At 45.7% G+C, this 24541-nt stretch carries 19 protein-coding genes and 2 pseudogenes; 5 read left to right on the forward strand and 16 right to left on the reverse strand.

Going from position 1 to position 24541, the window contains the following annotated elements:
- Positions 1 to 211 precede the first annotated feature (211 nt).
- The 5 genes from deoD to AB0763_RS10715 form a co-directional block, all read right to left on the reverse strand.
- Positions 212 to 931: a purine-nucleoside phosphorylase gene (gene deoD / locus AB0763_RS10695; RefSeq protein ID WP_306100695.1), complete on the reverse strand. Its 720-nt coding sequence runs from the start codon at positions 929 to 931 to the stop codon at positions 212 to 214.
- Positions 932 to 1017: 86 nt separating this feature from the next.
- A complete protein-coding gene (gene deoA, locus AB0763_RS10700; RefSeq protein ID WP_306100694.1) occupies positions 1018 to 2337 on the reverse strand; it encodes a thymidine phosphorylase in 1320 nt (439 codons plus the stop codon).
- A 27-nt stretch (positions 2338 to 2364) separates the two neighbouring features.
- The gene (gene deoC, locus AB0763_RS10705; protein WP_306100693.1) at positions 2365 to 3144 is read right to left on the reverse strand and encodes a deoxyribose-phosphate aldolase; all 780 of its coding nucleotides are present in this window, start codon (positions 3142 to 3144) and stop codon (positions 2365 to 2367) included.
- Between the two features lie 286 nt (positions 3145 to 3430).
- Complete coding sequence (locus AB0763_RS10710) at positions 3431 to 4690, reverse strand: NupC/NupG family nucleoside CNT transporter (protein ID WP_306100692.1); 1260 nt, start codon at positions 4688 to 4690, stop codon at positions 3431 to 3433.
- A 209-nt stretch (positions 4691 to 4899) separates the two neighbouring features.
- A complete protein-coding gene (locus AB0763_RS10715) occupies positions 4900 to 5682 on the reverse strand; it encodes a TatD family hydrolase (protein ID WP_306100691.1) in 783 nt (260 codons plus the stop codon).
- A 437-nt stretch (positions 5683 to 6119) separates the two neighbouring features.
- Between AB0763_RS10715 and AB0763_RS10720 the strand changes: the two genes are divergently transcribed.
- From AB0763_RS10720 to AB0763_RS10735, 4 genes are all read left to right on the forward strand, one after another.
- Complete coding sequence (locus AB0763_RS10720; RefSeq protein WP_306100690.1) at positions 6120 to 7118, forward strand: BMP family protein; 999 nt, start codon at positions 6120 to 6122, stop codon at positions 7116 to 7118.
- Between the two features lie 341 nt (positions 7119 to 7459).
- Positions 7460 to 9016: an ABC transporter ATP-binding protein gene (locus AB0763_RS10725; RefSeq protein ID WP_306100849.1), complete on the forward strand. Its 1557-nt coding sequence runs from the start codon at positions 7460 to 7462 to the stop codon at positions 9014 to 9016.
- Positions 9016 to 10125 (forward strand): ABC transporter permease, encoded by a 1110-nt coding sequence (locus AB0763_RS10730; protein WP_306100689.1) that lies wholly within the window; start codon positions 9016 to 9018, stop codon positions 10123 to 10125. Before AB0763_RS10725 ends, AB0763_RS10730 begins: the two co-directional genes overlap by 1 nt.
- Positions 10126 to 10127: 2 nt before the next feature.
- Positions 10128 to 11093, forward strand: a complete 966-nt coding sequence (locus AB0763_RS10735) for an ABC transporter permease (protein ID WP_306100688.1) — start codon at positions 10128 to 10130, stop codon at positions 11091 to 11093.
- A gap of 75 nt (positions 11094 to 11168) precedes the next feature.
- Here AB0763_RS10735 and prfC read toward each other — a convergent pair whose 3' ends face one another.
- The 4 genes from prfC to AB0763_RS10755 all read right to left on the reverse strand — a co-directional run bounded on the left by prfC (position 11169) and on the right by AB0763_RS10755 (position 15686).
- Entirely contained in the window at positions 11169 to 12758 is a 1590-nt protein-coding gene (gene prfC / locus AB0763_RS10740) for a peptide chain release factor 3 (protein ID WP_306100687.1), read from the reverse strand.
- 343 nt (positions 12759 to 13101) lie between these two features.
- On the reverse strand, positions 13102 to 13854 hold the full coding sequence (locus AB0763_RS10745) for an NAD(P)H-binding protein (RefSeq protein ID WP_306100686.1): 753 nt from the start codon (positions 13852 to 13854) through the stop codon (positions 13102 to 13104).
- Between the two features lie 47 nt (positions 13855 to 13901).
- The gene (locus tag AB0763_RS10750) at positions 13902 to 14828 is read right to left on the reverse strand and encodes an AraC family transcriptional regulator (protein ID WP_306100685.1); all 927 of its coding nucleotides are present in this window, start codon (positions 14826 to 14828) and stop codon (positions 13902 to 13904) included.
- Positions 14829 to 14834: 6 nt separating this feature from the next.
- Positions 14835 to 15686 (reverse strand): SDR family oxidoreductase, encoded by an 852-nt coding sequence (locus tag AB0763_RS10755; protein WP_306100684.1) that lies wholly within the window; start codon positions 15684 to 15686, stop codon positions 14835 to 14837.
- 189 nt (positions 15687 to 15875) lie between these two features.
- Between AB0763_RS10755 and AB0763_RS10760 the strand changes: the two are divergent.
- Positions 15876 to 16876: pseudogene (locus tag AB0763_RS10760) on the forward strand (tyrosine-type recombinase/integrase).
- A 14-nt stretch (positions 16877 to 16890) separates the two neighbouring features.
- On the opposite strand, the pseudogene AB0763_RS10765 reads toward AB0763_RS10760, so the two are convergent.
- From AB0763_RS10765 to AB0763_RS10795, 7 genes and pseudogenes are all read right to left on the reverse strand, one after another.
- Positions 16891 to 17034: pseudogene (locus AB0763_RS10765) on the reverse strand (DNA-binding protein); the annotation flags it as partial.
- A gap of 265 nt (positions 17035 to 17299) precedes the next feature.
- Positions 17300 to 18097, reverse strand: a complete 798-nt coding sequence (locus AB0763_RS10770) for a sterol desaturase family protein (protein WP_306100683.1) — start codon at positions 18095 to 18097, stop codon at positions 17300 to 17302.
- Positions 18090 to 18716 (reverse strand): CDP-alcohol phosphatidyltransferase family protein, encoded by a 627-nt coding sequence (locus AB0763_RS10775; protein WP_306100682.1) that lies wholly within the window; start codon positions 18714 to 18716, stop codon positions 18090 to 18092. Before AB0763_RS10775 ends, AB0763_RS10770 begins: the two co-directional genes overlap by 8 nt.
- 1 nt (position 18717) lies before the next feature.
- Positions 18718 to 19350: an ATP-binding cassette domain-containing protein gene (locus AB0763_RS10780; RefSeq protein ID WP_306100681.1), complete on the reverse strand. Its 633-nt coding sequence runs from the start codon at positions 19348 to 19350 to the stop codon at positions 18718 to 18720.
- 11 nt (positions 19351 to 19361) lie between these two features.
- A complete protein-coding gene (locus tag AB0763_RS10785) occupies positions 19362 to 21089 on the reverse strand; it encodes an ABC transporter permease (RefSeq protein WP_306100680.1) in 1728 nt (575 codons plus the stop codon).
- Positions 21089 to 22228 (reverse strand): ABC transporter substrate-binding protein, encoded by a 1140-nt coding sequence (locus AB0763_RS10790; RefSeq protein WP_306100679.1) that lies wholly within the window; start codon positions 22226 to 22228, stop codon positions 21089 to 21091. The genes AB0763_RS10785 and AB0763_RS10790 overlap by 1 nt, the downstream gene beginning before the upstream one ends.
- Before the next feature lie 135 nt (positions 22229 to 22363).
- Positions 22364 to 24520 (reverse strand): FAD-dependent oxidoreductase, encoded by a 2157-nt coding sequence (locus AB0763_RS10795; RefSeq protein WP_306100848.1) that lies wholly within the window; start codon positions 24518 to 24520, stop codon positions 22364 to 22366.
- Positions 24521 to 24541: the final 21 nt, after the last annotated feature.

The following is a 24541-nucleotide window of genomic DNA, read 5'->3' on the forward strand; positions in this document are numbered from 1 at the left end:
GCTAGTATAGAGAGACAGGTGTCAATAGCAAGTTTTGCGCGGTTTTCCACTCCGAGTTCACCAACAAAAAGTTAAAAACAAAGGGCGCAGCGAAGGCGATCAACAAAGCGAACATCTCGACATTCAAGTTTAAAAATAGAAAAACCGAGCAATACACTCGGTTTTTCTTGTGTGTTAATCCAGAGGCGATGGCTAGCCGCTGGGATAACTTTTAAGCTTGGTCGCCGATCAATACCGACTCTAACGCAATTTCAATCATCTCATTGAAGGTATTTTGACGCTCATCCGACGTGGTTTGCTCACCTGTTTTGATGTGATCAGACACCGTACAAATGGTTAGCGCTTTCACGCCGTACTCTGCCGCTACGCCATAAAGGCCTGCCGCTTCCATCTCCACACCAACAATACCGTATTTGTCCATCACATCGAACATTTCCGGATCCGGTGTGTAGAAAAGCTCTGCTGAGAATAAGTTACCAATTTTAACATCAACCGAACGCGCTTTGGCGGCTTCTTCGGCTGCTCTTACCATGTGGTAATCAGCGATTGCGGCAAAATCGTGATCTTTAAAGCGAATTCTATTCACTTTAGAATCAGTACAAGCTCCCATACCGATCACAACATCACGTACTTTAATACCTTCATTGACCGCACCACAGCTGCCAACACGGATCAATTTCTTGACACCGTAGTCTTTGACAAGCTCTGTGGCGTAGATAGAGCAAGAAGGGATGCCCATGCCGTGTCCCATCACAGAGATCTTACGGCCTTTATAAGTCCCAGTGTAACCGAACATATTTCGAACGTTACACACTTCAACAACATCATCAAGAAACGTTTCGGCAATGTATTTTGCGCGTAAAGGATCTCCAGGCATTAAAACAACATCTGAAAAATCACCCATTTCAGCATTAATATGAGGCGTTGCCATTCGCGTATTCCTTCTAGTTTGTGTGTAAAAAGTCAATCTGACTTAATGTGGCTAAGTGGTGTCGTTTACCGACTTAGCCGATAAAATTATTCAATCGTTTGATACACCGACGTGATTGATTCAACCGGCTCTTGAGTCGTCACTATCGCTTGTTGCAAGCGACGAGCGGCACGTTGCCAGTCTTCCTCGCTTTGAGCGTGAATCAAAGCCAGTGGGCGCTGCGAATCCACTTCCTCGCCGACACCACAAATCGCCTCTAAACCGACACTGTAATTCAGCTTATCTGTTGGTTGTTTACGACCACCGCCAAGCTCAACGACTGCCATGCCCACTTGCTTGGTATCTATCTGGCCAATAATACCATTGGTTGAACTAAACACCGGACGAACGATTTTCGCTTGCGGTAGGTGTTCTTGGTAAGTGGAAATAATGTCATTCGGCCCACCAAGACAGGCGACCATGCGGTTAAAGCGCTCTGCCGCTTCGCCGCTTTGGAGCGCGCGCTCGAGCATGACTTTCGCCTCTTGAGCATGGTGAGCCAGCTTACCCATCACAAGTAACTCTTGGCACAACGCCATGGTGACATGGTACAAACGCGAAGAACGCACATCCCCTGTCAGCAGGGCAATGACTTCTTTAATTTCCAACGCATTGCCCGCCGACTGAGCCAGTACTTGGTTCATGTCGGTCAGTAGAGCTCGAGTCTGGGTACCAGCCCCATTGGCAACATCAACGATGCTTTGTGCCAAATTTTGTGACTCTTGATAACTGGGCATAAAGGCACCGGATCCCACCTTGACATCCATGACCAGTGCATCGAGTCCAGCGGCCAGTTTTTTGGCCAGAATGGAAGCCGTGATCAACGAGATGTTATCGACCGTCGCAGTCACATCTCGGATGGCATAAATGCGTTTATCCGCCGGAGCCAATTCCCCGCTTTGACCAATGATCGCCACACCTGCCGATTGTAAGGTCGTGCCAATTTTTTGATTTGAGACTTCGACTTGATAACCAGGGATGGCTTCAAGTTTATCGAGCGTGCCGCCGGTATGACCAAGCCCACGCCCTGAAATCATGGGGACATAGCCGCCACAAGCAGCAATTAAAGGACCCAAGATCAAAGACGTCACATCACCAACGCCGCCTGTCGAGTGCTTGTCGAGTATCGGACCAGACAAGTTTAGACTTCGCCAATTTAATACTTGACCAGAATCGCGCATTGCACAGGTTAAGTCGATGCGCTCTTGCTTGGTCATATCCTGAAAGCACACGGCCATTGCAAAAGCACCCACTTGGCTATCCGCCACCGTCCCTTTTGTAATGCCATCGATCAAAAAATAAATCTCGTCTCGACTTAACACTTTACCAAGACGCTTTTTAGCGATTAATTCTTGTATTAGAAACATCCTGCCTCCTCAATACAAATCGCCAAATCAATAAGCGTTTGGGTCAGCAACGTCATCAGAGACGTCAAGGGTATTGAGCAAGTTCGTCAACAAACTCGACGCGCCAAAACGGTAGTGACGCTGATCAGCCCACTGCGCACCGAGAATCTCATCGGCCATCGCCAAATAAGCCGCTGCGTCTTCAGCGCTGCGCACACCACCAGCGGGTTTAAAACCAACAGTGTCACTAACACCGAGCTCAGCTATCACCTCTAACATCCAACGTGCGTATTCTGGCGTCGCATTAACCGCCACTTTACCCGTGCTGGTTTTAATAAAGTCGGCACCGGCTTCAATCGAAATTTTCGACGCTTGTTTGATCAAGGCTTCAGTTTTTAATTCGCCGACTTCAATAATGACTTTTAACAATACAGTATCGCCACAAGCCGCTTTACACGCTTTAACTAAATCAAAGCCGCATTGCTCATCGCCGGCGATTAAGCGGCGGTACGGAAACACCACATCGACTTCATCAGCGCCGTAAGCAACGGCAGCACGGGTCTCAGCAACCGCAATCTCTATATCGTCGTTGCCATGTGGGAAGTTCGTTACCGTGGCAATTTTCACCTCTGGGGTGCCTTGCTCAGCCAATGTTTTTTTCGCAATCGGCACAAAGCGAGGGTAAATACATACCGCCGCGGTGGTTCCAACTGCCGTTTTCGCCTGTTGGCACAAACTCACCACTTTTTCATTGGTATCGTCATCATTGAGCGTTGTTAGGTCCATTAGACGTAAAGCGCGTAGAGCTTGTTGCTGTAATTCGTTCATTTTTCTCTCCAATAAAGTTCACAGTCACCATTCGTTGAGCGAACTGGCACCTAGATGAACGGACTTGGTTCCTTGAAGACTCGATCGTCTGATCAATTGCTATCCCTGTCACCGCTGTGTCGATAACGTATTCACTGTTCAAGAGTAGAGCTTTTCACTCACAAAAGGTAGCCAGTTTAAAAACGCAAACGTTTTGTATCTCAAAAAAAGTAATTAAAAAACAAGCAGCCCTATAGCAAAGCACTATAGGGCTGACAATATGGTTCTGATGTTTGACGTCCTGGGTTTAGAACGACAAGAAGAAACCGGCGATGGTCGCGGCCATCAAGTTCGACAAGGTACCTGCAGCAATGGCTTTAACCCCAAAGCGAGCGATGTCTTGACGACGGTTTGGCGCAATACCGCCCAGACCACCAAGTAAAATAGCAATGGAGGACAAGTTCGCAAAACCACACAATGCAAACGAAATAATAGCTGTTGATTTTTCAGATAGAACTTGACCGGTTTGAGCAACCACTTGTGCACCTTCACCAACGTATGGAATGAAGTTGAGGTAAGCAACAAATTCGTTGACGACAATTTTTTGGCCGATGAAAGAACCAACCAAGGTCGCTTCATTCCAAGGCACGCCAATCACGTAAGCCAATGGGGCAAACAACCAACCCAATAACAATTCTAGGGTTAAGTGCTCAAAGCCAAACCATGCACCCACACCACCTAAGATGCCGTTTAGCAAAGCGATCAAACCGATAAAGGCAAGCAGCATTGCACCAATGTTCAACGACAGTTGTAGACCCATAGAGGCACCACCTGCCGCAGCATCGATGACGTTAGCGGGTTTTTCGTCACCACCATCAATTTCGATGATTTCATCGTTTGGTGTTTCGGTTTCAGGCTTGATGATCTTGGCAAACAACAAACCGCCTGGCGCCGCCATAAATGACGCAGCAACAAGGTATTCAAGAGGTACACCCATTGAAGCGTAACCCGCTAATACACCACCCGCAACAGAAGCCAGGCCACCACACATCACGGCAAACAACTCTGACTGAGTCATTTTAGGTACGAATGGACGCACGACCAATGGTGCTTCGGTTTGGCCGACAAAAATGTTAGCCGCAGCAGACATAGATTCTGCGCGAGAAGTGCCGAGCGCTTTTTGTAGAGCGCCGCCTAAAATTTTGATCACCCATTGCATCACACCTAAGTAATACAATACAGAAATCAACGAGGAGAAAAAGATAACGGTTGGCAGCACTTGGAAAGCAAAAATAAATCCAATACCGTCGACCGAAAAGTTAACCAAACTACCGAACAGAAAGCTGATGCCGTCTTTACCGTAATCGATCACATTTTGTACACCGGCAGAAAAACCAGCGAGAAGGTCTTTACCCCAAGGGACGTAAAGTACAAACCCTCCGAGGATAAATTGGACGGCAAATGCACCACCCACAGTTCTAAGATTGATGGCTTTGCGATTATCAGATAGCAGTACTGCGATAGCGATCAGTACGACCATCCCAATCAGGCTCATAAACAGGCTCATGGTTTATGGCTTCCTTATAGTTGATGGCAAAAAAGGGGCATTAAAAGAAGCGCCAATTATACGTATCCATCGCCAAGAAAGTAGTACCAATTTCACACTTTTATGTGGTTCTAGATGTAACAGATGACAATTTTGTGAAATAGCTCAAAAAACAACCCGAGATAAAAGCAAATTCACCCAACTTTAGTATGTAAACGATTGCATCAATGTCATTTCACCGAAAATAAGCGATGGCTATTGGCCCACAAGACCTCGGCGATCACTTGCTTGGACTCAGAGCGAAGTGCCACCAAGTGTTCAAATATTTGCGGTAAATAAAAGGGGTAGTTTTCTTGTCCTTGTCGGCCTGATAACGGCATATCAGGGGCGTCGGTTTCCAACACCAAACACTCAAGTGGTAAACTCGCGATGGTGTGACGCGTTTTCTGTGCACGTAAATACGTAATGCTTCCCCCCACGCCGATCATCATTCCCAAATCAATAAATTGCTTTGCTTCCTGAAGACTCCCGGTAAAGCCGTGTACCACTCCCCCGTTTTCCAATGGGGTGCGGCGCAACAGTTTGACGATGTCCTGTGACGCCTTACGATTGTGTATCACCCCAGGCAACTGATAGCGGTTCGCTAACTTCACTTGCTGTTGAAAGAAAAACGTCTGTTTTTCCTGCGTGTCACGTGAATGATAAAAATCCAGTCCCATTTCACCAACCGCCACACATTTTGATTGTTCCCGGCTTTCCAACAAGGTAGCCAATCTATCTAAATCGCTGTTTTGATGATGTTCGATAAAATAGGGGTGCAACCCCAAAGCACAATACACCCCTTCATTGTGCTTGGTTATCTCGACAACCTCTTGCCAATTTGCGGCGAAACAAGCTGGCAACATAAAGCGGTTCACCCCAACTTGTTGCGCCTGTTCTAAAATAGAGTCTAGAGAAAGCGCACTGCGATCTTGGCGGTCAAGGTGACAATGGGTATCAAACAATGGCGACAAATAAACCTCCTAACCAATCGACAAGACGCTCAAGTATCGATTGACTAAATGGGTGGGACGAGAGACTAGATTATCACGTTATACGATGTGTAGAGTCGATAAAATCATCATTTAAGACGAACAACGCGCGATAGAGAACAAGCCACTCCCCCACTTCATTAGTGATTTACATCACAATTTAGATCAAAAAGTATCCATCTATGTCAATTAGCTGTGACTGAGATGGCTTTTTTTTATGGGTAACTCAGGATAATATTTGTTCAGGTAAGACCAGGATCGACTTTTTAAAAAATCTATTCGATTTTTTGAGCAAAGGCATGCTCAATTCAAATCTTACCCATCATAATAATAATGATGTGAGCAAAATACAGTAACGCTCACATTGCCAATAAGAACGACGTTAATGATGATTACAATACAACATAGGGATATCACCAGTGAAAAAATCCATACTCACTCTTTCAGCGCTCACTTTAGCAATTAGCTCTTTCTCTTCTTTTGCCGCCGAAAAACCGGCTGTGGTTTATGATACCGCCGGTAAATTTGATAAATCTTTTAACGAAGCCGTATTTAGAAACGGCGTTGAGAAATTCAATGCCGATAAAGATGTTAAAGTTCGTGAATTTGAACCACAAAACGAAGCACAACGAGAGCAAGGTCTGCGTCGCCTTGCCAGTCGTGGTTTTAGCCCGATCGTTGCCGTTGGTTTTAACATGGCCTCTGCTGTCGAAAAAGTGGCAGGCGAGTTTCCGGATATCAAATTCACCATCATCGACATGGTCATCGACAAACCCAATGTTCAATCTGTGATCTTTAAAGAACATGAAGGCTCTTTCTTAGTAGGTGCGATTGCCGCTAAAACTTCGAAAACTGGTGTCGTTGGTTTCGTTGGTGGTATGGATATTCCGTTGATCCGAAAATTTGAATGCGGTTATCAACAAGGCGTGAAATACGCCAATGCCGATACCACTATTTTGCAAAATATGACGGGCTCAACGCCAGCGGCTTTCTCGGATCCAGCCAAAGGTTCTGAATTAGCAAAATCTCAATTCTCAAAAGGCGCTGACGTTATTTACGCCGCAGCAGGCGGTACGGGGATGGGGGTGTATCAAGCAGCAAAAGATGCAGGAAAATTCGCTATCGGTGTTGATTCTAACCAAAACCACATTCAACCTGGAACGATGCTGACTTCAATGGTTAAGCGTGTCGGCATGGCCGCTTACGATACGTGGGAGTCCGCAATGCAAGGAAGTTGGACCCCTGGTATCAAAGTGCTTGGCCTGAAAGAAGACGGCGTAGCTTGGGCACTGGATGACAACAACAAAGCGCTTATTTCTTCTGATCTCAAAGCCTATGTCGACGGGTTAAAAGACGATATCGTCGCCGGTAAGATCGTGGTTCACGATTACATGTCTGACAATACTTGTACCTACTAATCGTCATTGATGAATAGTCAATAAACTCACGTATGGCCACCCTGACGATCCTCTATTTCAAGGGTGGCCGGTAATTGAGATTACAATAACCCAAGAATTGTTTTGCGATACCACGTTGACAGTGGCATGGCTCTTCTTGCAGTGCCATACGCGTCTTCAACAAGACTCATCACAGCTTTTAAATACTCTTTAGTCGAGCCATCTCATTTCGGTGTTAATCGAGACACTGCCCACCAAGGCAAGGATTAACCATTTAATGATGATCGGTGTATTAGCTTGATTATTCAGTATTAATGGATGTAATGGGTGTAAACATTCACAGATTTCAGGATGTAAATGTGATGACTTCCCAAGACTTCGCCATCGAACTAAAAGGAATTGATAAACGCTTTGGCGCCGTTCATGCCAACAAACATATCGATCTTCAAATTCCTCAAGGCTCAATACATGGCATCATCGGCGAAAATGGTGCCGGTAAATCAACCCTGATGAGCATTATTTACGGTTTTTATCATGCTGACCAAGGCAGCATGCACATCAATGGCCAGCTCTATAAACCCGCCAATTCACAAGAGGCGATCAAAGCCGGTGTTGGCATGGTCCATCAACACTTTATGCTAGTCGATACATTCACGGTATTAGAAAATATCATTCTCGGCGCAGAAAAGGGCTGGAAACTCAGTGAAAGTTTGTCTTCTGCTCGTAAGAAATTACTGAAAATTGAACAAGATTACGGCTTAGAAGTGCCTTTAGATGCCATTGTGGGCGAGCTTCCTGTTGGCTTACAACAGCGTGTCGAAATATTAAAAGCCCTGTATCGAGATGCGAAAATTTTGATCTTAGATGAACCGACAGGGGTTTTAACGCCACAAGAAGCCGATCACTTATTTCGCATTCTCGACAAGTTACGCCAACAAGGCACCACCGTGATGATCATTACCCATAAACTGCGTGAAGTGCTTGCGATTACGGATAATATTTCCGTAATGCGCCAAGGCGAAATGGTGGCGCACGTGAAAACTTGTGATACCGATCAAGACGCACTCGCCGAACTGATGGTAGGGCGTAAAGTGCGCTTAAAAGTGGATAAAGACATCGCGATGCCAAAGCAACCTTTGATTCAAGTCGATAAACTTCAGTATTTCGACAGCAGCGGTGTCGAACGAGTCAAAAGCATCAGTTTTAACGTTAGAGCCGGAGAAGTGGTTGGTATTGCCGGGGTTTCTGGCAATGGACAATCCGAAGTGTTGGGCTTGTTATCTGGCATCCTAACCCCTTCATCAGGCTCGATCGATCTCAATGGAAACACCATCACAGCCCAAACCCCTAAAGACCCTCAACAAGTTCGTGCGATGAAAGTCGGACACATCCCAGAGGATCGCCACAAACAAGGCCTCATTAACAAGTTTGAAGCACAAGAAGCCTACATCCTTGGTTATCACAACCAAGAAAAATACAACAAGGGGTTCTTACAAAACAAACAAGCCATAAGAGACGCTTGCCAAGTCAATATGGATAAATGGGATGTGCGTCCGAATAATGTGCATTTAAAAACAGCCAATTTTTCAGGGGGTAACCAACAAAAATTGGTTATTGCACGAGAAATGGAGCAAAACCCGGATGTATTATTAGTCGGCCAGCCCACCCGCGGTGTCGACATTGGTGCAATTGAATACATCCACCAGCAAGTTATTGCCGGACGCGATGCCGGTAAAGCCGTGTTACTGATATCGGTCGAACTCGACGAAATTCTCAGTTTATCTGACCGAGTTTTAGTCATGTTTGACGGGGCCATTGTCGGTGAAGTCAGTGCAGAGCAAGCCGACGAGAAAACGCTCGGCTTAATGATGGCCAATATTTTGCCTGATCATTTAAAACCAGTTCAAGGATCGCACTAATGAGTCAAAAGAAAGTTCCGGCTTGGGTAACGGTTGCATTGTTGCCCGCCATTAACGTTGCGGTAGCCTTCCTTGTTTCCGCGATTTTGTTTTTTTACATTGGTATCAATCCCGTTGACGCGGCGAAAACCATGTGGACCGGCGCCTTTGGTTACGAAGAAGGCTTTGGTTATACCTTGTATTATGCCACTGGCTTCATCTTTACTGGTCTGGCTGTTTCTGTTGCCTTTAAAGCCAGCTTATTTAACATTGGCGGCGAAGGACAAGCCTATATTGGTGGCTTAGGAGTCGGTTTGGTCTGTTTGACCTTGGGGGAATTTGCGCCTTGGTATGTTGTGTTCCCGGTCGCGATCATCGCCGGCGGGCTGTTTGGGGCTGCGTGGGGCTTTATTCCTGCCTATCTACAAGCTACCCGCGGCTCTCACATTGTGATCACGACCATCATGTTCAACTTTATTGCCGCGTCATTAATGGCCTATTTACTGGTGGATATTCTCAAGCCCGCAGACACGATGGCAACTGAAAGTCGCATCTTTGCCGAGGGCAGCTGGCTACCCAAAATGCATCAGATATTAGCGCCATTGGGTATCGACATTGCCGCAAGCCCACTCAACTTAAGCTTTATTTTTGCTTTGCTTTGCTGTGTGTTTGTATGGCTGTTCATTTGGCATAGTCGCTGGGGTTACGAAATACGCGCAGTGGGTGCTAACCCGTCAGCCGCTGGCTACGCGGGGATTCACTATGTCAAAGTCGTCGTGATGGCAATGGCAATATCAGGGATGCTCGCCGGCTTTTTTGGCTTAAACGTCTTACAAGGGGAATTGCACCAAATTAAGCTCAACTTCGTTGAAGGCTTTGGCTTCACTGGTATTGCCGTAGCGCTCATGGGCCGCAATCACCCAGTCGGTGTACTGCTCGCCAGTTTGTTATTTGGCTTTTTATATCAAGGGGGGGCCGAACTGAGTTTCGAATACGGTGTTGACCGTAATATTGTTGTTGTTTTGCAAGGGTTAGTGATTTTATTTTCTGGCGCTTTAGAACACATGTTTAGACCCACGCTTGAAAAACTCTACTTACGCCTTGTCACTCCTCGTCAAGGAGAAGCTTGATTATGTACGAAACCATTATTCTCATGCTCGACGCCACCATTCGCGTCGCAACACCACTGATATTTGCCGCCTTAGCCGGGATGTTTTGTGAGCGCGCTGGTGTGGTTAACATTGCTCTAGAAGGCAAATTACTCTCTGCGGCATTTGTTGGGGCTGCGGTATCTTATGAAACCAACTCGGCCATGCTTGGGCTGTTTGCAGGTATTGGCATCTCCGTACTTTTATCCTTAATGCACGGCTTTGCTGCCATTACTCATAAAGGCGATCAAGTCGTCAGCGGTATGGCGATCAATATTCTTGCCGTCGGTCTCACCGTGACACTGGGGCGCTATTGGTATCACCAAGGAGGACAAACCCCTTCTCTCTCCGGCGATGCTCGCTTTGCCCCGATCGAATTACCTGGTGCTCAAGCTCTTGCCGATGTTCCTGTGGTGGGTTATTTTTACCATGAATTGATCAGTGGACACTCTTTGCTTGAGTATTTATTGATCCTCGCGGTGCCATTCGCTTGGTTTGTGATGTTTAAAACTCGCTTTGGTTTGCGCCTGCGCGCTGTGGGAGATTCACCTTCTGCTGTCGATACCGCTGGGATCTCCGTGAATGGCACGCGTTACGCCGGTGTGATCATCTGTGGCGTCCTCGTCGGCATTGGCGGTGTCTACCTCTCAGTGGCGCAAACCGCGCAATTTATTCCCAACATGAGTGCAGGTAAAGGCTATATGGCATTGGCGGCGTTGATTTTTGGTAAATGGCGTCCCTTTACCGCCATGGCGGCGTGTTTGCTATTTGGCTTTTTGGATGCTCTGGCGATCCGCATGCAAGGCTTTAGTATCGGCGACATCGCCATCCCGGTACAAGCCATTGAAGCATTGCCTTATGTGTTAACGGTCTTTTTATTGGCGGGCTTTATTGGCAAAGCCATGGCCCCGAAAGCCATCGGTGTTCCCTACACCAAAGAACGTGAATAAAGCTTTTGACATAAAAAAGCGGAGTCACTATGACTCCGCTTTTTATTGGCCATTTCAAATGATCAGGCTACACGATTAGTGCTCACGAGTTGCTCTGAATTGGATATCAGGGAAACGCTCTTGCGCCAAGTTTAGATTGACCATGGTCGGGGCAATGTAGCTCAAATTATCACCACCATCGAGCGCAAGGTTCGTCTGATTCTTACGTTGGAACTCATCGAGCTTCTTCTCGTCTTCACATTCAACCCAGCGTGCTGTGGCCACGTTAACGCTTTCATAAATCGCTTCAACATTGTATTCAGATTTTAAGCGTGCAACGACGACGTCAAACTGCAAGACCCCAACGGCACCAACAATCAAATCATTGTTTTGCAGTGGGCGGAATACCTGTACCGCCCCCTCTTCTGAAAGTTGCACCAACCCTTTGAGCAATTGCTTTTGCTTTAATGGATCTTTAAGGCGAATTCGGCGGAACAATTCAGGGGCAAAGTTAGGGATCCCCGAGAACTTAAGCGTTTCACCTTGAGTAAAGGTATCGCCAATTTGGATGGTACCATGGTTGTGCAAACCAATAATATCACCCGCGACAGCTTGCTCTGCACGCGCACGATCACCGGCCATAAAGGTGACAGCATCGGCAATGTTTATCTGCTTGCCCAGGCGCACGTGATTCATTTTCATCCCTTGCTGGTAGGTGCCGGACACAATACGCATAAAGGCAATGCGGTCGCGGTGTTTGGGATCCATGTTTGCTTGGATCTTAAACACAAAACCAGAAAACTTCTCTTCTTCGGCACTGACGACTCGCTCGTTGGTTTGACGAGGCAATGGCGACGGCGCCCATTGGGTGAGACCATCGAGCATATGATCAACACCGAAGTTACCCAAAGCGGTACCAAAGAAAACCGGCGTGAGTTCACCACTGAGGAACAACTCAAGATCAAATTCATTCGATGCCCCAACAACGAGCTCAAGCTCTTCGCGCAATTGCTCAGCGAGCTCAACGCCAATCGCTTGATCCAATTCAGGGTTGTTCAAACCTTTAACAATACGCTCATCTTGAATCGTGTGCCCTTGACCGGTACTGTACAAAATCGTCTCATCGCGATGTATGTGGTACACACCTTTAAACTCTTTACCACACCCGATCGGCCATGAGATAGGAGCGCACGCCATATTGAGTTCACTTTCTACTTCGTCAAGCAACTCCATTGGGTCACGGATATCACGGTCAAGTTTGTTCATAAAGGTAACAATGGGCGTATCGCGCAAGCGAGTGACTTCCATTAACTTGCGCGTGCGATCTTCGACACCTTTGGCTGCGTCAATCACCATCAAACAAGAATCGACAGCCGTCAATGTACGGTAGGTATCTTCAGAGAAATCTTCGTGTCCGGGAGTATCGAGTAAGTTGACTAAACACTCGTTGTAAGGAAATTGCATCACCGAGGTGGTCACCGAGATACCGCGCTCTTTTTCCATTTCCATCCAGTCAGATTTGGCATGCTGGCTTGAACCTCGGCCTTTTACGGTGCCCGCCGACTGAATCGCGCGTCCAAATAACAAGACTTTTTCAGTGATGGTCGTTTTACCCGCATCAGGGTGAGAGATGATAGCAAAGGTTCTTCGCTTATTGACTTGATTGAGAAAATCTTGGTTTGCCATAAATCTAAATTCCCATTTTGCAACCGCTTATAGTAGGCAGAAGGAGTGCAAAAAAATAAGGTTTGCTCTAAGCTCTGACCGTTAAATAGCCCGCTAGACCTACAAACCAGCAAACCTCTATCGGAGCATTGAAAAATTTGAGCGCATTCTAGCAAAAAGCCTGAGTGTTATAAATCACGCACCGACACTTTATTTACCATCTCTTTTTTAGCAAGCACAATAGTACACTTAAAACTGAGAATCCTATTAACGACTCGCGACCTTCGCTAGACACACAAGTGGGCCGTATGTCTGAAAGGTACAATTCAGTTCACATCAAACTCAGAACGATGATAGCGGATTATCACTGCAGCGACATAAACTCATCATATTGTAAGTATTCAATACCTCTTTTTGCCAATAAGAGATTGTTTGCAATCGCATTGCCTAGCAATTCTACTTTAATACCCCGATATTGACGGAGTTCCCCGCGTAACAAGAAATCAAGTTTTGGCCAAACCATCAGTGTTAAGGCTTGAGTAAGTCCATATCTGTTCTGGGGCGTTAAAATCATAGACGGTTGAAAAATACTCAACCGTTCAAAGTCTAGCTGAATCAATTTATCAATCAGCTCCCCTTTAGTACGAAGGTAAAAATTTCGAGATTTTTTATTAACACCGACAGAGGAAAGTAATTGAAAATGCTTCACGCCCTTAGACTTACACACCTTTGCAAATGCTAAAACAGCGCTTCTATCAATTTTGACAAACTCAGTCTTTGATAACTTTGAAGGCTCGCCAACACCTAATGTGCAAATTGCCGTAGTGTAGCCGTTAATAAGAGCCGAATAAGTATTGACATCATGAATATCTATAACGCGAGATTTTACCTTTGCTATCGATTTTTTAACATCAATTGCTCTTCTTCCTAGTGACAATACATCTATGACTTCTGAAAACCGTAAAATACGATCAAAAGCGACCGAGCCCACCGCGCCAGTTGCCCCTAAAAAAACAATCTTCTGCTTGTTCAAATGTGCGCTCACTTTACCACCTATCCCCATTTGTATTAAACGTTCATCCGAAGCGAACCATTTAATGCACTCAATAGCGGTCATACCGGTATCACGTCACAATTAAATTGAACCAAGAATTTATATAAATACTAATGCCTAAACTGCATAGATTCACGAAATTGTTTAGGTGTTTTACCGGTTTTGTTTTTAAATATACGGGTAAAGTAACCCGCACTTTCATAGCCAAGTTCGTACGCCACTTGGTTGATACTTTGATTACTCGCCAGCAATAAGTTTTTTGCTTTATTAATCAAATAGTTTTGCACACATGCCTTCGCACTTTGCCCCGTTTGTGCCTTCAAGGCATCCGTTAAATAACGCGGCGACACTTGCATTTGGTTGCAAAGCTGTTGCAAGTTGGGTAATTCAATATAGTGACTTTGGTTTGCATAATGCGCATCTAACAAGACAACCAAACGACTGTGCCAATCACCTTGCAGCTCACTGCGCTGGATAAACTGACGCTGATAAAAGCGCTGGCAATAATGCATTAACACCGTAATTTGAGACAAAATAATATCTCGACTAGTACTGTCGTAGCCACCTTGTAATTCGTGCTCTAATGCATTAAATAACTGTTGCAATATAGCTTGCTCAGACGTGGAGACATGCAACGCCTCATTGACCTGATATTGAAAAAAACCACACTCGTTAAGTAACATCTCAAGTGGAAGCCCACGCACATAATCTGGATGTAGCATTAAGACACAGGCATCAGCTTCAATCGTTACATCATGACTCGACATTTTTTGATTAGGAGCCATAGCAATTAAGGTACCCGTTTGGCAGTCATATTCGGTGCGGCCGTAGAATAACTGCCCTTGAGTAACCTGCTTTAACGCAAGGTAATAAAAACCGCCCGATAACTGCACCCCTTTAGCAAAACTCGGGGGGCGTACCGCTAATTGTGCGGCACTTAGCCTCATTGTTGCGACGAGCGGATGGTTAGGCGCTGCAAACCCTGCTGCTGTTAAATAATCACTAATATGTTCAAAGTGCAAAACGGAGTTGTTCACCTTAATCTACCCAAACGTTTGTTGGACTATTGCTAGTTGTTTCAAGCCGCTTGGGTCAGCTTGTGTTTTTAATGCGGTAAATTGTTCTGCCCAAGCAGACGTGCGAATACGGAGCGGCAACTGTTCATTTAACGCGGTTGTTACCACGATCTCTGCCACTTGCTCTGGGCTTTGATATAAGTCATCTCGTTCAGAGCCTGCGCCACTTGCCAAAAAGGCCTCAAAGACTGGCTTGTATGAATCGTTAGGCATGTCACCATTTGATTGTAATTGAGCGATTACGTTATTAGCAAACTCAGTCGCAATCCCCCCCGGCTCGACACAGCAAAATTGGATACCAAAACTAGGCGTAATGTAACTAGCCAAGGCTTCTGTGTATCCTTCTACCGCAAATTTTGCCGCACAGTATATGTCGCTAAATGGCTGGCCAACTAACCCACCAACTGAACCAATATTAATGATTTTACCCTGTTTTAGCCGACGCATATGAGGCAATACAGCCTTGGTACAACGCACGATACCGTGAAAGTTAACATCCATCACCCATTTAACTTCGGCTTCTGTCGCATGCTCTGTTGTGCGAACGCATCCCGCCCCTGCATTGTTTATCAGTAAGTCTATTTGACCGTGCTTTGCAATAATGCGCTCAACACTATTGGTAATTGTGTCATTATCCTGTACGTCAAGCGCTAGCACATGTAAAGTCACACCTGCTTCCTTAGCTGCGTTTAATAGCGCTTGCGATTTAGCGACATCACGCATCGTCGCGTAGACTTCATAACCTTGTTGCGCCAGTTGCACACTAAGTGCAATACCTAAACCTGTAGATGTACCTGTTACCAATGCGACCAATTTCATTTTCTGCTCCTATTCAATTTATGATGCTATAGTAGAGAAAATAGACCTGCATTACGTTACACAAAAAGACATAAAAGTAGTACGAAATCCCGTATTTCCCTCAGAGATAGTAATTGGATTATTTGTTGATATTACCTCTGTAACAAGAACTCTTTTCAGAATTCAACAAACTAGGGCTGGCTTTATCACATGCCGTTAACAGTTAGCTGGCTCCATGCGAGGTTAAATAAAGAAACAAAAGAAAGCGTAGTAAAAGCCGACCAAGATAGACTAAGTAAGGGTGTATCGGCCAAGGAAAAAGGAGAAAACGTGGCACTACCAAAAACACAGCAGTGAAATATATTTGCTGAACCGACTTGGCAAGTACCCATTAACTGACATCAATGAATTGTCCTTGCGAAACTGTCTTCGTGAAGTTTCGGAGTCGTCCCCTTCAAACACAGAACGCCTAGTGTCAGTGCTGCATAAGTTTATGACTGGCTGATTGATGAACAAATATTGGAAATTAACGCCGCCGCTGGGATCACTGCAAAAAGGTCGGCGGTAAAAAAGGCAAACGAACTCGGGTGCTAAACGACAACGAGCTCAGGATACTTTGGCGCTATTTACACAAGTCAAAAATCATTGAGAAGAATCGCATCTACATAAAATTGCTTCTGTTATTGGGAGACCGCAAGGGCGAACTCATTCAAGCTAAAAAGCATCACTTTGATTTCCAATCTGCAATGTGGACAGAGCCTGTAGAGATCCGCAAACAAGGTGAGAAAATTGAATCGCCGACCATGCGGCCATTAATTAAACCAGCTATCGAGCTGATTGAACTGGCGATGCAGATGAGCAAATCAACTTACTTGCTTCCCGCGAACGGACAAGAAGAGCTTGCCACAAATGGCTTTGATACCACTATTCCTAACAATGTGAAAACCTGGACTCGCAGGTCGCTTGGTATTGAGATGGAACACTGGTCTATACATGATCTTAGCAGAACGATGCGAACGCGAATATCGGCCATCACGACGTAAGAAGTTGCCGAGTTGATGATTGTCCACAGCAAAAAAGGGTTGGATGCTATCTACAACCAATATCAGTACCTGGATGAAATGCGTCATGCTTACGACGTTTGGTATCAACAACTAGAAACCATCATCGAGCCGACAGACTTTCCATTCAACTGGCGTTTCGGACAATAAAAGAAAGAGGCACAGTCCTCTTTCTTGTCATACGCTTCTAGGTCTTGAATGTGGCACAAATTGTTTCGTGTATTTCGGTTGATACGAGGTTGCGGCAAGCTGCCATCTTTTATTCTTTGCCAGAGCGTCGTACAGCTAATGTGGTAACGAGCCATCACTTCGTAAGATGTTAGAAAAGGGGTTAACTAGTGTGCTACTGCTGTCATCTGAATTCTCCTGAAAATCAATGTAAAGCTATCATCGCCTGATTTATTACTTGTTGATGGTCAGAAAGATGGATGATTCGTTCAGAAGATTTTACCTCAATGGCTTCAGTTCCTGACATCCAACATAACGGAGTGATTCGTCATATTTGCCCTCTGTCACTGAGCTTTAAAACCGATAAATTAAGCCGCCTTATTGGCGGCTTACTGGTAGGTATGGCTATTTTCTTTTGGCAAAAGGCATGGTCAACAATCGCCACAAGCTCGCATTATCATTATTGGCAGGAAATGCATTTTGCCCAATGTCGAGGGTTTCATCGCTTTTCTCACCTTGCGACTTGTAACTGCCAAATAACCTATCCCACCACGAGACACTAAACCCAAAATTACTATTTGATTCATTGAGTTTCACACTGTGATGTACACGATGTACCCTTTGAGTAATAAAGATATAAGACAGTCGATCATCCCACTTTTTGGGGAGGCGAATATTGGCGTGATTAAAAATGGCAAAGCCATTCAGCGCCACTTCAAAAATGACCACCGCGACAGCAGGAATACCGAATAAGAGTACCACCAATGCTTTAATCGCTAAGCTCATCACGATTTCAAATGGGTGAAAACGCAACCCTGTCGTTGTATCAACATGTCCATCTGCGTGGTGTACTTGGTGTAAACGCCATAAAATGGGGATGGTATGACTAAGCCTATGCTGCCAATAAATCACCACATCCAGTAGTAACACCCCCAAAATAGTGGCGAACACTATCGCGGTGTCGAGCCAATGAAATACCCCGAAATTATGCTCTGCCGACCACAGAGCAATACCGGTTAGTGTCATTGGCAAAACCACTCGAGCAGCAACAGAGCCAACAACAATCATTGCAAGGTTTCCCCACCAGCGACGCACTTTAGAAACCGGCGAATGCCTCGCGGGTAATAACGCTTCCCATATCGCCATCACCACAAAGACAGAGAGAAACACGCTCAGCCGAATGCTAGCACTCTGTTCATCCATTTTCTTCGACCTGTTTTAGTGTGTAAAACCCACCGACAATCCGAGTCACAATAGTAATAGAGCAAGCAAGGGCAAAAACATAAGCCAAAACCGGAAAGTAATGCGGCCACAAACAAAAAGCCACAAAAGCCAAAATGGTCTCAAACCCCTCGGTTAAGCCTTGCATATAATAAAAACTCTTGTGGCGAAATTGGGGTTTATCGATTTGGTATTTTTCTGCGGCAATCGCAAAGGCGAGAAAGCTGCTCCCAGTACCAATAAAACTTGCAATAAGTAACAAAGCGGGGATCCCCCACTCATTCGGATTGGCAATACCAAACGCCAAAGGAACGGACGCATAAAACAAAAAATCGAGGCAAATATCAAGATAGCCCCCTGCACTGCTACTCGAGGCTTGATAACGCGCCAATTGACCATCAATGCCATCACAAAGGCGATTAATGGCAATACACAGAAGTGCCATCAACCAAAAACCGTGAATGATCATTGGCATGGTCATTAAGCCAATCACAAAACCCGCCACTGTCACGTGGTTTGGGCGCACTCCTTTTTTGTCCAAGGCAACAATGAAAGGATTGAGTATTGGTTTTATATAAGGGGTGACCTTGGCATCAAACATACTAAACCTCAATGACTTGGCCATTAAGCATGGCACTGTCTTCTTTATCGTGTGTCACTAGAACCGCAGGTAAACCACGCTCGGATAATTGCTCAAACACCCAATCGCGTATTTGTTGTCGCAGCGACGTATCTAATTTGCTAAACGGTTCATCGAGCAACACGGCATTAGGCTCAGAGGCCAAGGTACGCAGCAGCGCCACACGGGCTTGTTGCCCCCCCGATAAAGTATCGACAGAGCGCTTAGCCATCTTGGCTAACCCAATCTGCGATAACTGCTCAGCAATCCAATGCTGTTGCTCAGCTTTACGCCAACTTGCTTTCGCACCATTCATAGCAAAAGCAATGTTTTGCTCAACCGTGAAATGTTCAAACAACAAGGCATCTTGATACAAAACCCCGATCTTGCGCAAATGCGACGGCATACTATCAAGTGCATTATCACCAAATTTTACACTCCCTGTATAGTGAAAAGGCGCTTGCAACTGGCCGCTAATCACATCAAGTAATGTGGACTTACCGACACCGGATGGCCCCATTATGGTCAAAACTTCCCCAGCCCCCACGGTCTCATTGATGGTCAGTAAGGGGGTATCGCCATTAAAAATGGCAATGTTGTCTAAGACTAAATTCATGATTCCCTCTATTATTTGTGTGTTGTTTCAGTTTTGGGGTTAAAACATACCTTAGGTAACCACCAAGCCAGCACGAAACCGAGTAAAGGCAGTATCAGTTGAACCAAAACATACACGGCACTTAAGCGAGTACTGCTGCCAGAAACAATCGCCACCGCTTCTGTCGTCACTGTTGCCATACGCCCGCCGGAAGCAAGTAATGTGGGTAAATACTGACTAAAACTGATCGATAACCCCAAGGCAAACGCCACTAAAATTGGGCGAAATAACAAGGGTAATTTGACGTGTAAAAACGTTTGTAGCGGCCCGATCCCCAGGCCCGCAGCGACTTTTAAGTAGCGCGGTTCAAAGCGTCGATACGAAACGGCAAGTGAGATAAACACGTAAGGTAAGACATAAACAAAATGGCTGATATACACATTAAACCACAGCAGTTTAGGCCAATAGACTTGCTGAAACCACACCAAACCAAATAGGAAGGCGACACCTGGAATAATTAACGGCAAATACAAGGTGACGTTAAGAAGCCAATGCTCCCACTGCCGCCAACGACCTTTTTTATGCATCACTTGCCCAACCTCGGCCTCTAGTGCGAATAAGACCAGACACACCGCGCTAAGGCTAACCACAATACCTAGCCCCAAACTGTTTACAATCGGCGTCGATAAAGCCGTTAAAGCCGTTTGCCAGTGCAATAACGTCACTCCTTGAGGAAGCAAATCCGGAAAAGACCAATATGTCGCCAGTGACCACAACACTAAGCTCAACATCATGAGCAATGCCATCACAAAATACAAAACAACAAAGAAATAAGCGACAAACTTGAATAAGTGCTCAACCCCAAATGACCGTCCACGCACCAAGGACTCTTGGGTTAAAAGCCGAACAGCACGCTCGAGAATCAGCCAAAAAACCAATGCAAATAAAGTGACGGCTAATTGTAACAGCGCTGCTGCAGAAGCTTGAAAGCGCAGTGATAAATCGACATGGTTAAACCAATGAAGAATCGCGACGGCCAAAGTGGGTGGATCATTAGGCCCTAAAATCAGCGGGATTTCCACGTTGGCCGTTGCGTAGGCAAGCACGGCCAGCAGAGGCAAACGGATATGAGGGTACACCACGGGCAACACTGTTTTTACCAATGACATAACCGGAGAATAACCCAGAGATTGTGCGGTTTTTAAGTAGCCATCAAAACGGCGTTTTAGTTGTGGCTGCTCTAATGTACTCAACAAGATCAGAAAAATAAAAGGCAATTCTTTAAGCGCTAAAGCAAAAATTATCGCCAAACCACCGCGGTCATAAGGAAAATCCCACTGCGGAGGCATGGCCTCACTCCCCCATACGACGATGCGAGCGAGCCAACCAGAGGGGGATAACAATAAAATAAGGGCAATCGCTGCAGCGGCATGGGGAATGACCAATAACGGACTTAATAATCGTTGAATCTTCGCCAACCAAGCATGATGATAAAAAACCGAGATCAGTGCCAGTGCACCCAGGGTGGCAATTAACGTCGAGATAACCCCAGTAAAAAGAGATAAACCAACCATGGTGGCGAGACCATCGACTTGGAAGAGTGTGGCAAAGACACCAAAACCTATCTCCATTTCACCAAGAGCAGGAAAATACCCAAGCGCCGGCATCAACACGCCGACAACGCCCATTAAAACGGGGATCAGTAGGGCTGCGAATAAGCCCATTCTCATCAGCCAAGTAAATTGCTGAAAATTCATCATTAGTAATGCTCCCCATAACGTTCAAACCAAGCTTCTCTTAAGGCGTCAGCCCAACTTGCATCGGGTTCTGGCAAAAGCGCGTGATAAGCACCGGATGGCAATGCTGATGGCAAAACGACATCGGGTAAAAACTGAGCTTGAATATCAGGTTCTAACAATGACAAATCCAAAACGGTTTCATCTCCCCACACCGATACTTGTTGTTTTTTTGCTTGAGCTTGTGGCGACAAAAAGAAGTTAACCACTTTCTTAGCTGCCTCAGGATGAGCCGTATTATAAGGGATACCAACAAAGTGAATATTGCCTAAGCTGCCATCTTTCATCGCATAAGTACGAATACTTTCCGGCAGATCGTAGCGGGTCACCGCACTGGGGATTTCAGCAGAAGTAAAAGAAAAAGACAGCAATAATTCTTGATCGCTCATCAATTTTTGCAATTGCGATGCTTGCCTCAACCGATACTGACCTTGCCGCCACATCAAAGGGTGTAATTGATCCAAATACTGCCACAATGGAGCGGTCATTCGTTCGAAATTAGCCTGTGTTACCGGTTGGTATAAGGGGTCGGTATTGTCTTTATTTAACGCAAGGAGCGCATACTTTAAGAAGGTAATTCCTAAGTAATCACTGGGTAATGGGTAGGTAAAACGCCCCGGAAACTGTTTGGCAAAAGCCAACAATTGCTGCAGATCTTCAGGGGGAGCCTCGATATAGCGACTATTGTAATAAAATACCATTGCCGCTTTCCCCCAAGGGGCTTCTTGCCCTTGTGTATCTAAGCCAAAATCTTTGGTCATTGCGGGGTTTTTGTCCGGATTTGTCAAAGAAAAGTTGGGCAAATCCGCGACCCAATCTTTGAGTAGCAAATGATGGCGACTCATGGCCGCAAAATTCTCGCCGTTAATCCAAATCAGATCGACACTACCGCGGTCATCATTACCTGCGGCTTTTTCGGCTAACACCCGTGAGACGGCATCACTGGTGTCTGCTAATTTAACGTGATTGAGTGTAATTCCGTATTGCTGTTGCAATTGCTGGTTTGCCCACTGTAAGTAACCATTGACTTGAGCACTGCCCCCCCAAGCATAAAACTGAACCGTTTCTGCTTGAGACAATGCTGATGTTAATAACGTACTCAAAAGCCACATGCAACGGCATAATATGCTTCTTCTCATTGGTCGATTTTTGCTCCTAAACTCCATTTGGCATTGCTCCAACCTAAATGCACGGTTCAAAATAAAAGGCATCCCCCGGAAAAGAGGATGCCCGCTTGGTTATTGACGACGCCAAGTGTGGTACTTTTCAAGCCAAGCCAATACTTTTTCTGGTTTATTGGCTTTTTTCCAATTTCCCGCCGTGTATTTCGCTCCTTCCGCCCAAGTTGGGTAAGCGTGGATAGTACCCAGTATTTTGTTTAAGCCTAACCCATGCTTCATCGCCAAGACAAACTCAGGGATAAGATCGCCGGCATGCTCAGAAACAATGGTAACGCCGAGAATGGTATCTTTTCCTGGCGGTGTTAATATCTTGATAAACCCTTGACGAGCACTTTCAGTAATGGCTCGATCGAGCTCTTCGTATTCGAACTTCGTCACTTCAACGTCAATCCCTTGAGCCTTGGCCTCTGATTCGTTTAACCCGACCCGAGCAACCTCAGGGTCAATAAAGGTTGCCCATGGAATAACGCGATAATCCGCTTTAAACTTCTTAAAACAACCAAAGAGAGCATTCACCGAAGCATACCAGGCTTGATGAGCAGCGACGTGAGTAAACTGATAAGGCCCAACGACGTCACCCGCGGCATAAATATTGGGGTACAAGGTTTGCAAATACTCATCGGTCTCAATTGTGCGGTCAAACTCAATGCCAAGCTCTTCAAGACCAAAGCCATTGAGACGTGCCTTACGCCCAACCGCGACAATCACTTCATCGTATTCAAGGGTGATTTCTTCGCCTTGATACTCGACAATGAGATGCTTTTGTTGGCCAACGCGCTCGAAGCGCAACGCTTTGTGTTCAGTTAATACATTGACACCGCTCTCGGTTAAAACGCTTTGCGCGTATTGTGCAACGTCGGCATCTTCTCTACCCATCAAGCGCGGGGCCAATTCAACCTGAGTTACATTGCTGCCCAAGCGAGAGAAAGATTGAGCTAACTCACAACCAATCGGCCCACCACCTAGTACAATCAATTGTTTAGGTGCTGATTCTAACGTAGAAAAGCGCTCCCATAATGTATCGGATGTCACATAATCACTCTCTTCGATCCCGGGTAATGGCGGGACAAATGGGCTCGCACCAGTAGCGACGATAATACTCTGGGTCGTCAGTGTTTGAACCTCGCCATTCTCTAAGGTGATATCCACCGTCCAAGGGTCGCGAATTTTGGCGTACCCCTTAACTACATCCACACCTAACTCGGTATAACGTTCGACACTGTCGTTAGGGGCAATCGCGGCAATCACTTGGTGCACTCTCGCCATCACTTTTTTAAATACAATCTCAGGGTTAACGGGCTCCAGGCCGTATTTATCAGCATGACGCATTTGATGAGCCATTTTGGCCGATTTGATGATCGCTTTACTGGGTACGCAACCGTAATTGAGGCAATCGCCCCCCATTTCCCCAGCCTCGACCAAAGTGACTTTGGCTTTTACCGCGGCGGCAATATAACTCGAGACTAAGCCCCCAGCGCCAGCACCTATAACGACTAAATTGCGATCAAAGCGCTTAGGTTTGCTATACCCCTTATAAACGCGACGACTGTGGAAAATGCCGACAATAAATTTAGCAATCCAAGGGAAAATACCCAGTAACACAAAGGAAAACAACAAACCGGGCGAGAGGATACCAGCCAAACTGTCGATCTGTGCTAATTGCGTACCGGCATTGACATAGACAATGGTCCCCGCGAGCATGCCAACCTGACTAACCCAATAAAATGTCAAGGTTTTAAGGCTGGTTAAGCCCATCAATAAATTGACCAAGAAAAACGGAAATACAGGTAATAAACGCAAAGTAAACAGATAAAAAGCGCCTTCTTTTTCTATGCCCTGATCGATACTTTTTAGTTTGTCACCAAAGCGCTTACGCACCGAATCACGCAAAATAAATCGGGCCACTAAAAAGGCCAATGTCGCTCCAACACTTGACGCAAACGATACGATGAACAAACCTTGTGCTAAACCAAACAAGGCACCTGAAGCCAGAGTCATGATCGCAGCGCCAGGCAAAGAGAGGGCGGCGACAGCAACGTAAATGACAAAAAAGATCAAGGCGCTCGAGACTGGGTGTTCGCCAATGGTCAATTTGAAGCTATCAAGCGATGCTTTCATCCCTTCTAGCGTGAGATAACTATTGAGTTCAAAATGAAAAAACGCAGTGGCCACGCCTATTAGCACCGCAAGTAGCGCTATTTTTTTATACATAATTTTCTCCAAGTGTGGCCGTGT

It is taken from the genome of Vibrio sp. HB236076 (genome assembly GCF_040957575.1).
In the GTDB taxonomy this organism is placed as follows: domain Bacteria; phylum Pseudomonadota; class Gammaproteobacteria; order Enterobacterales; family Vibrionaceae; genus Vibrio.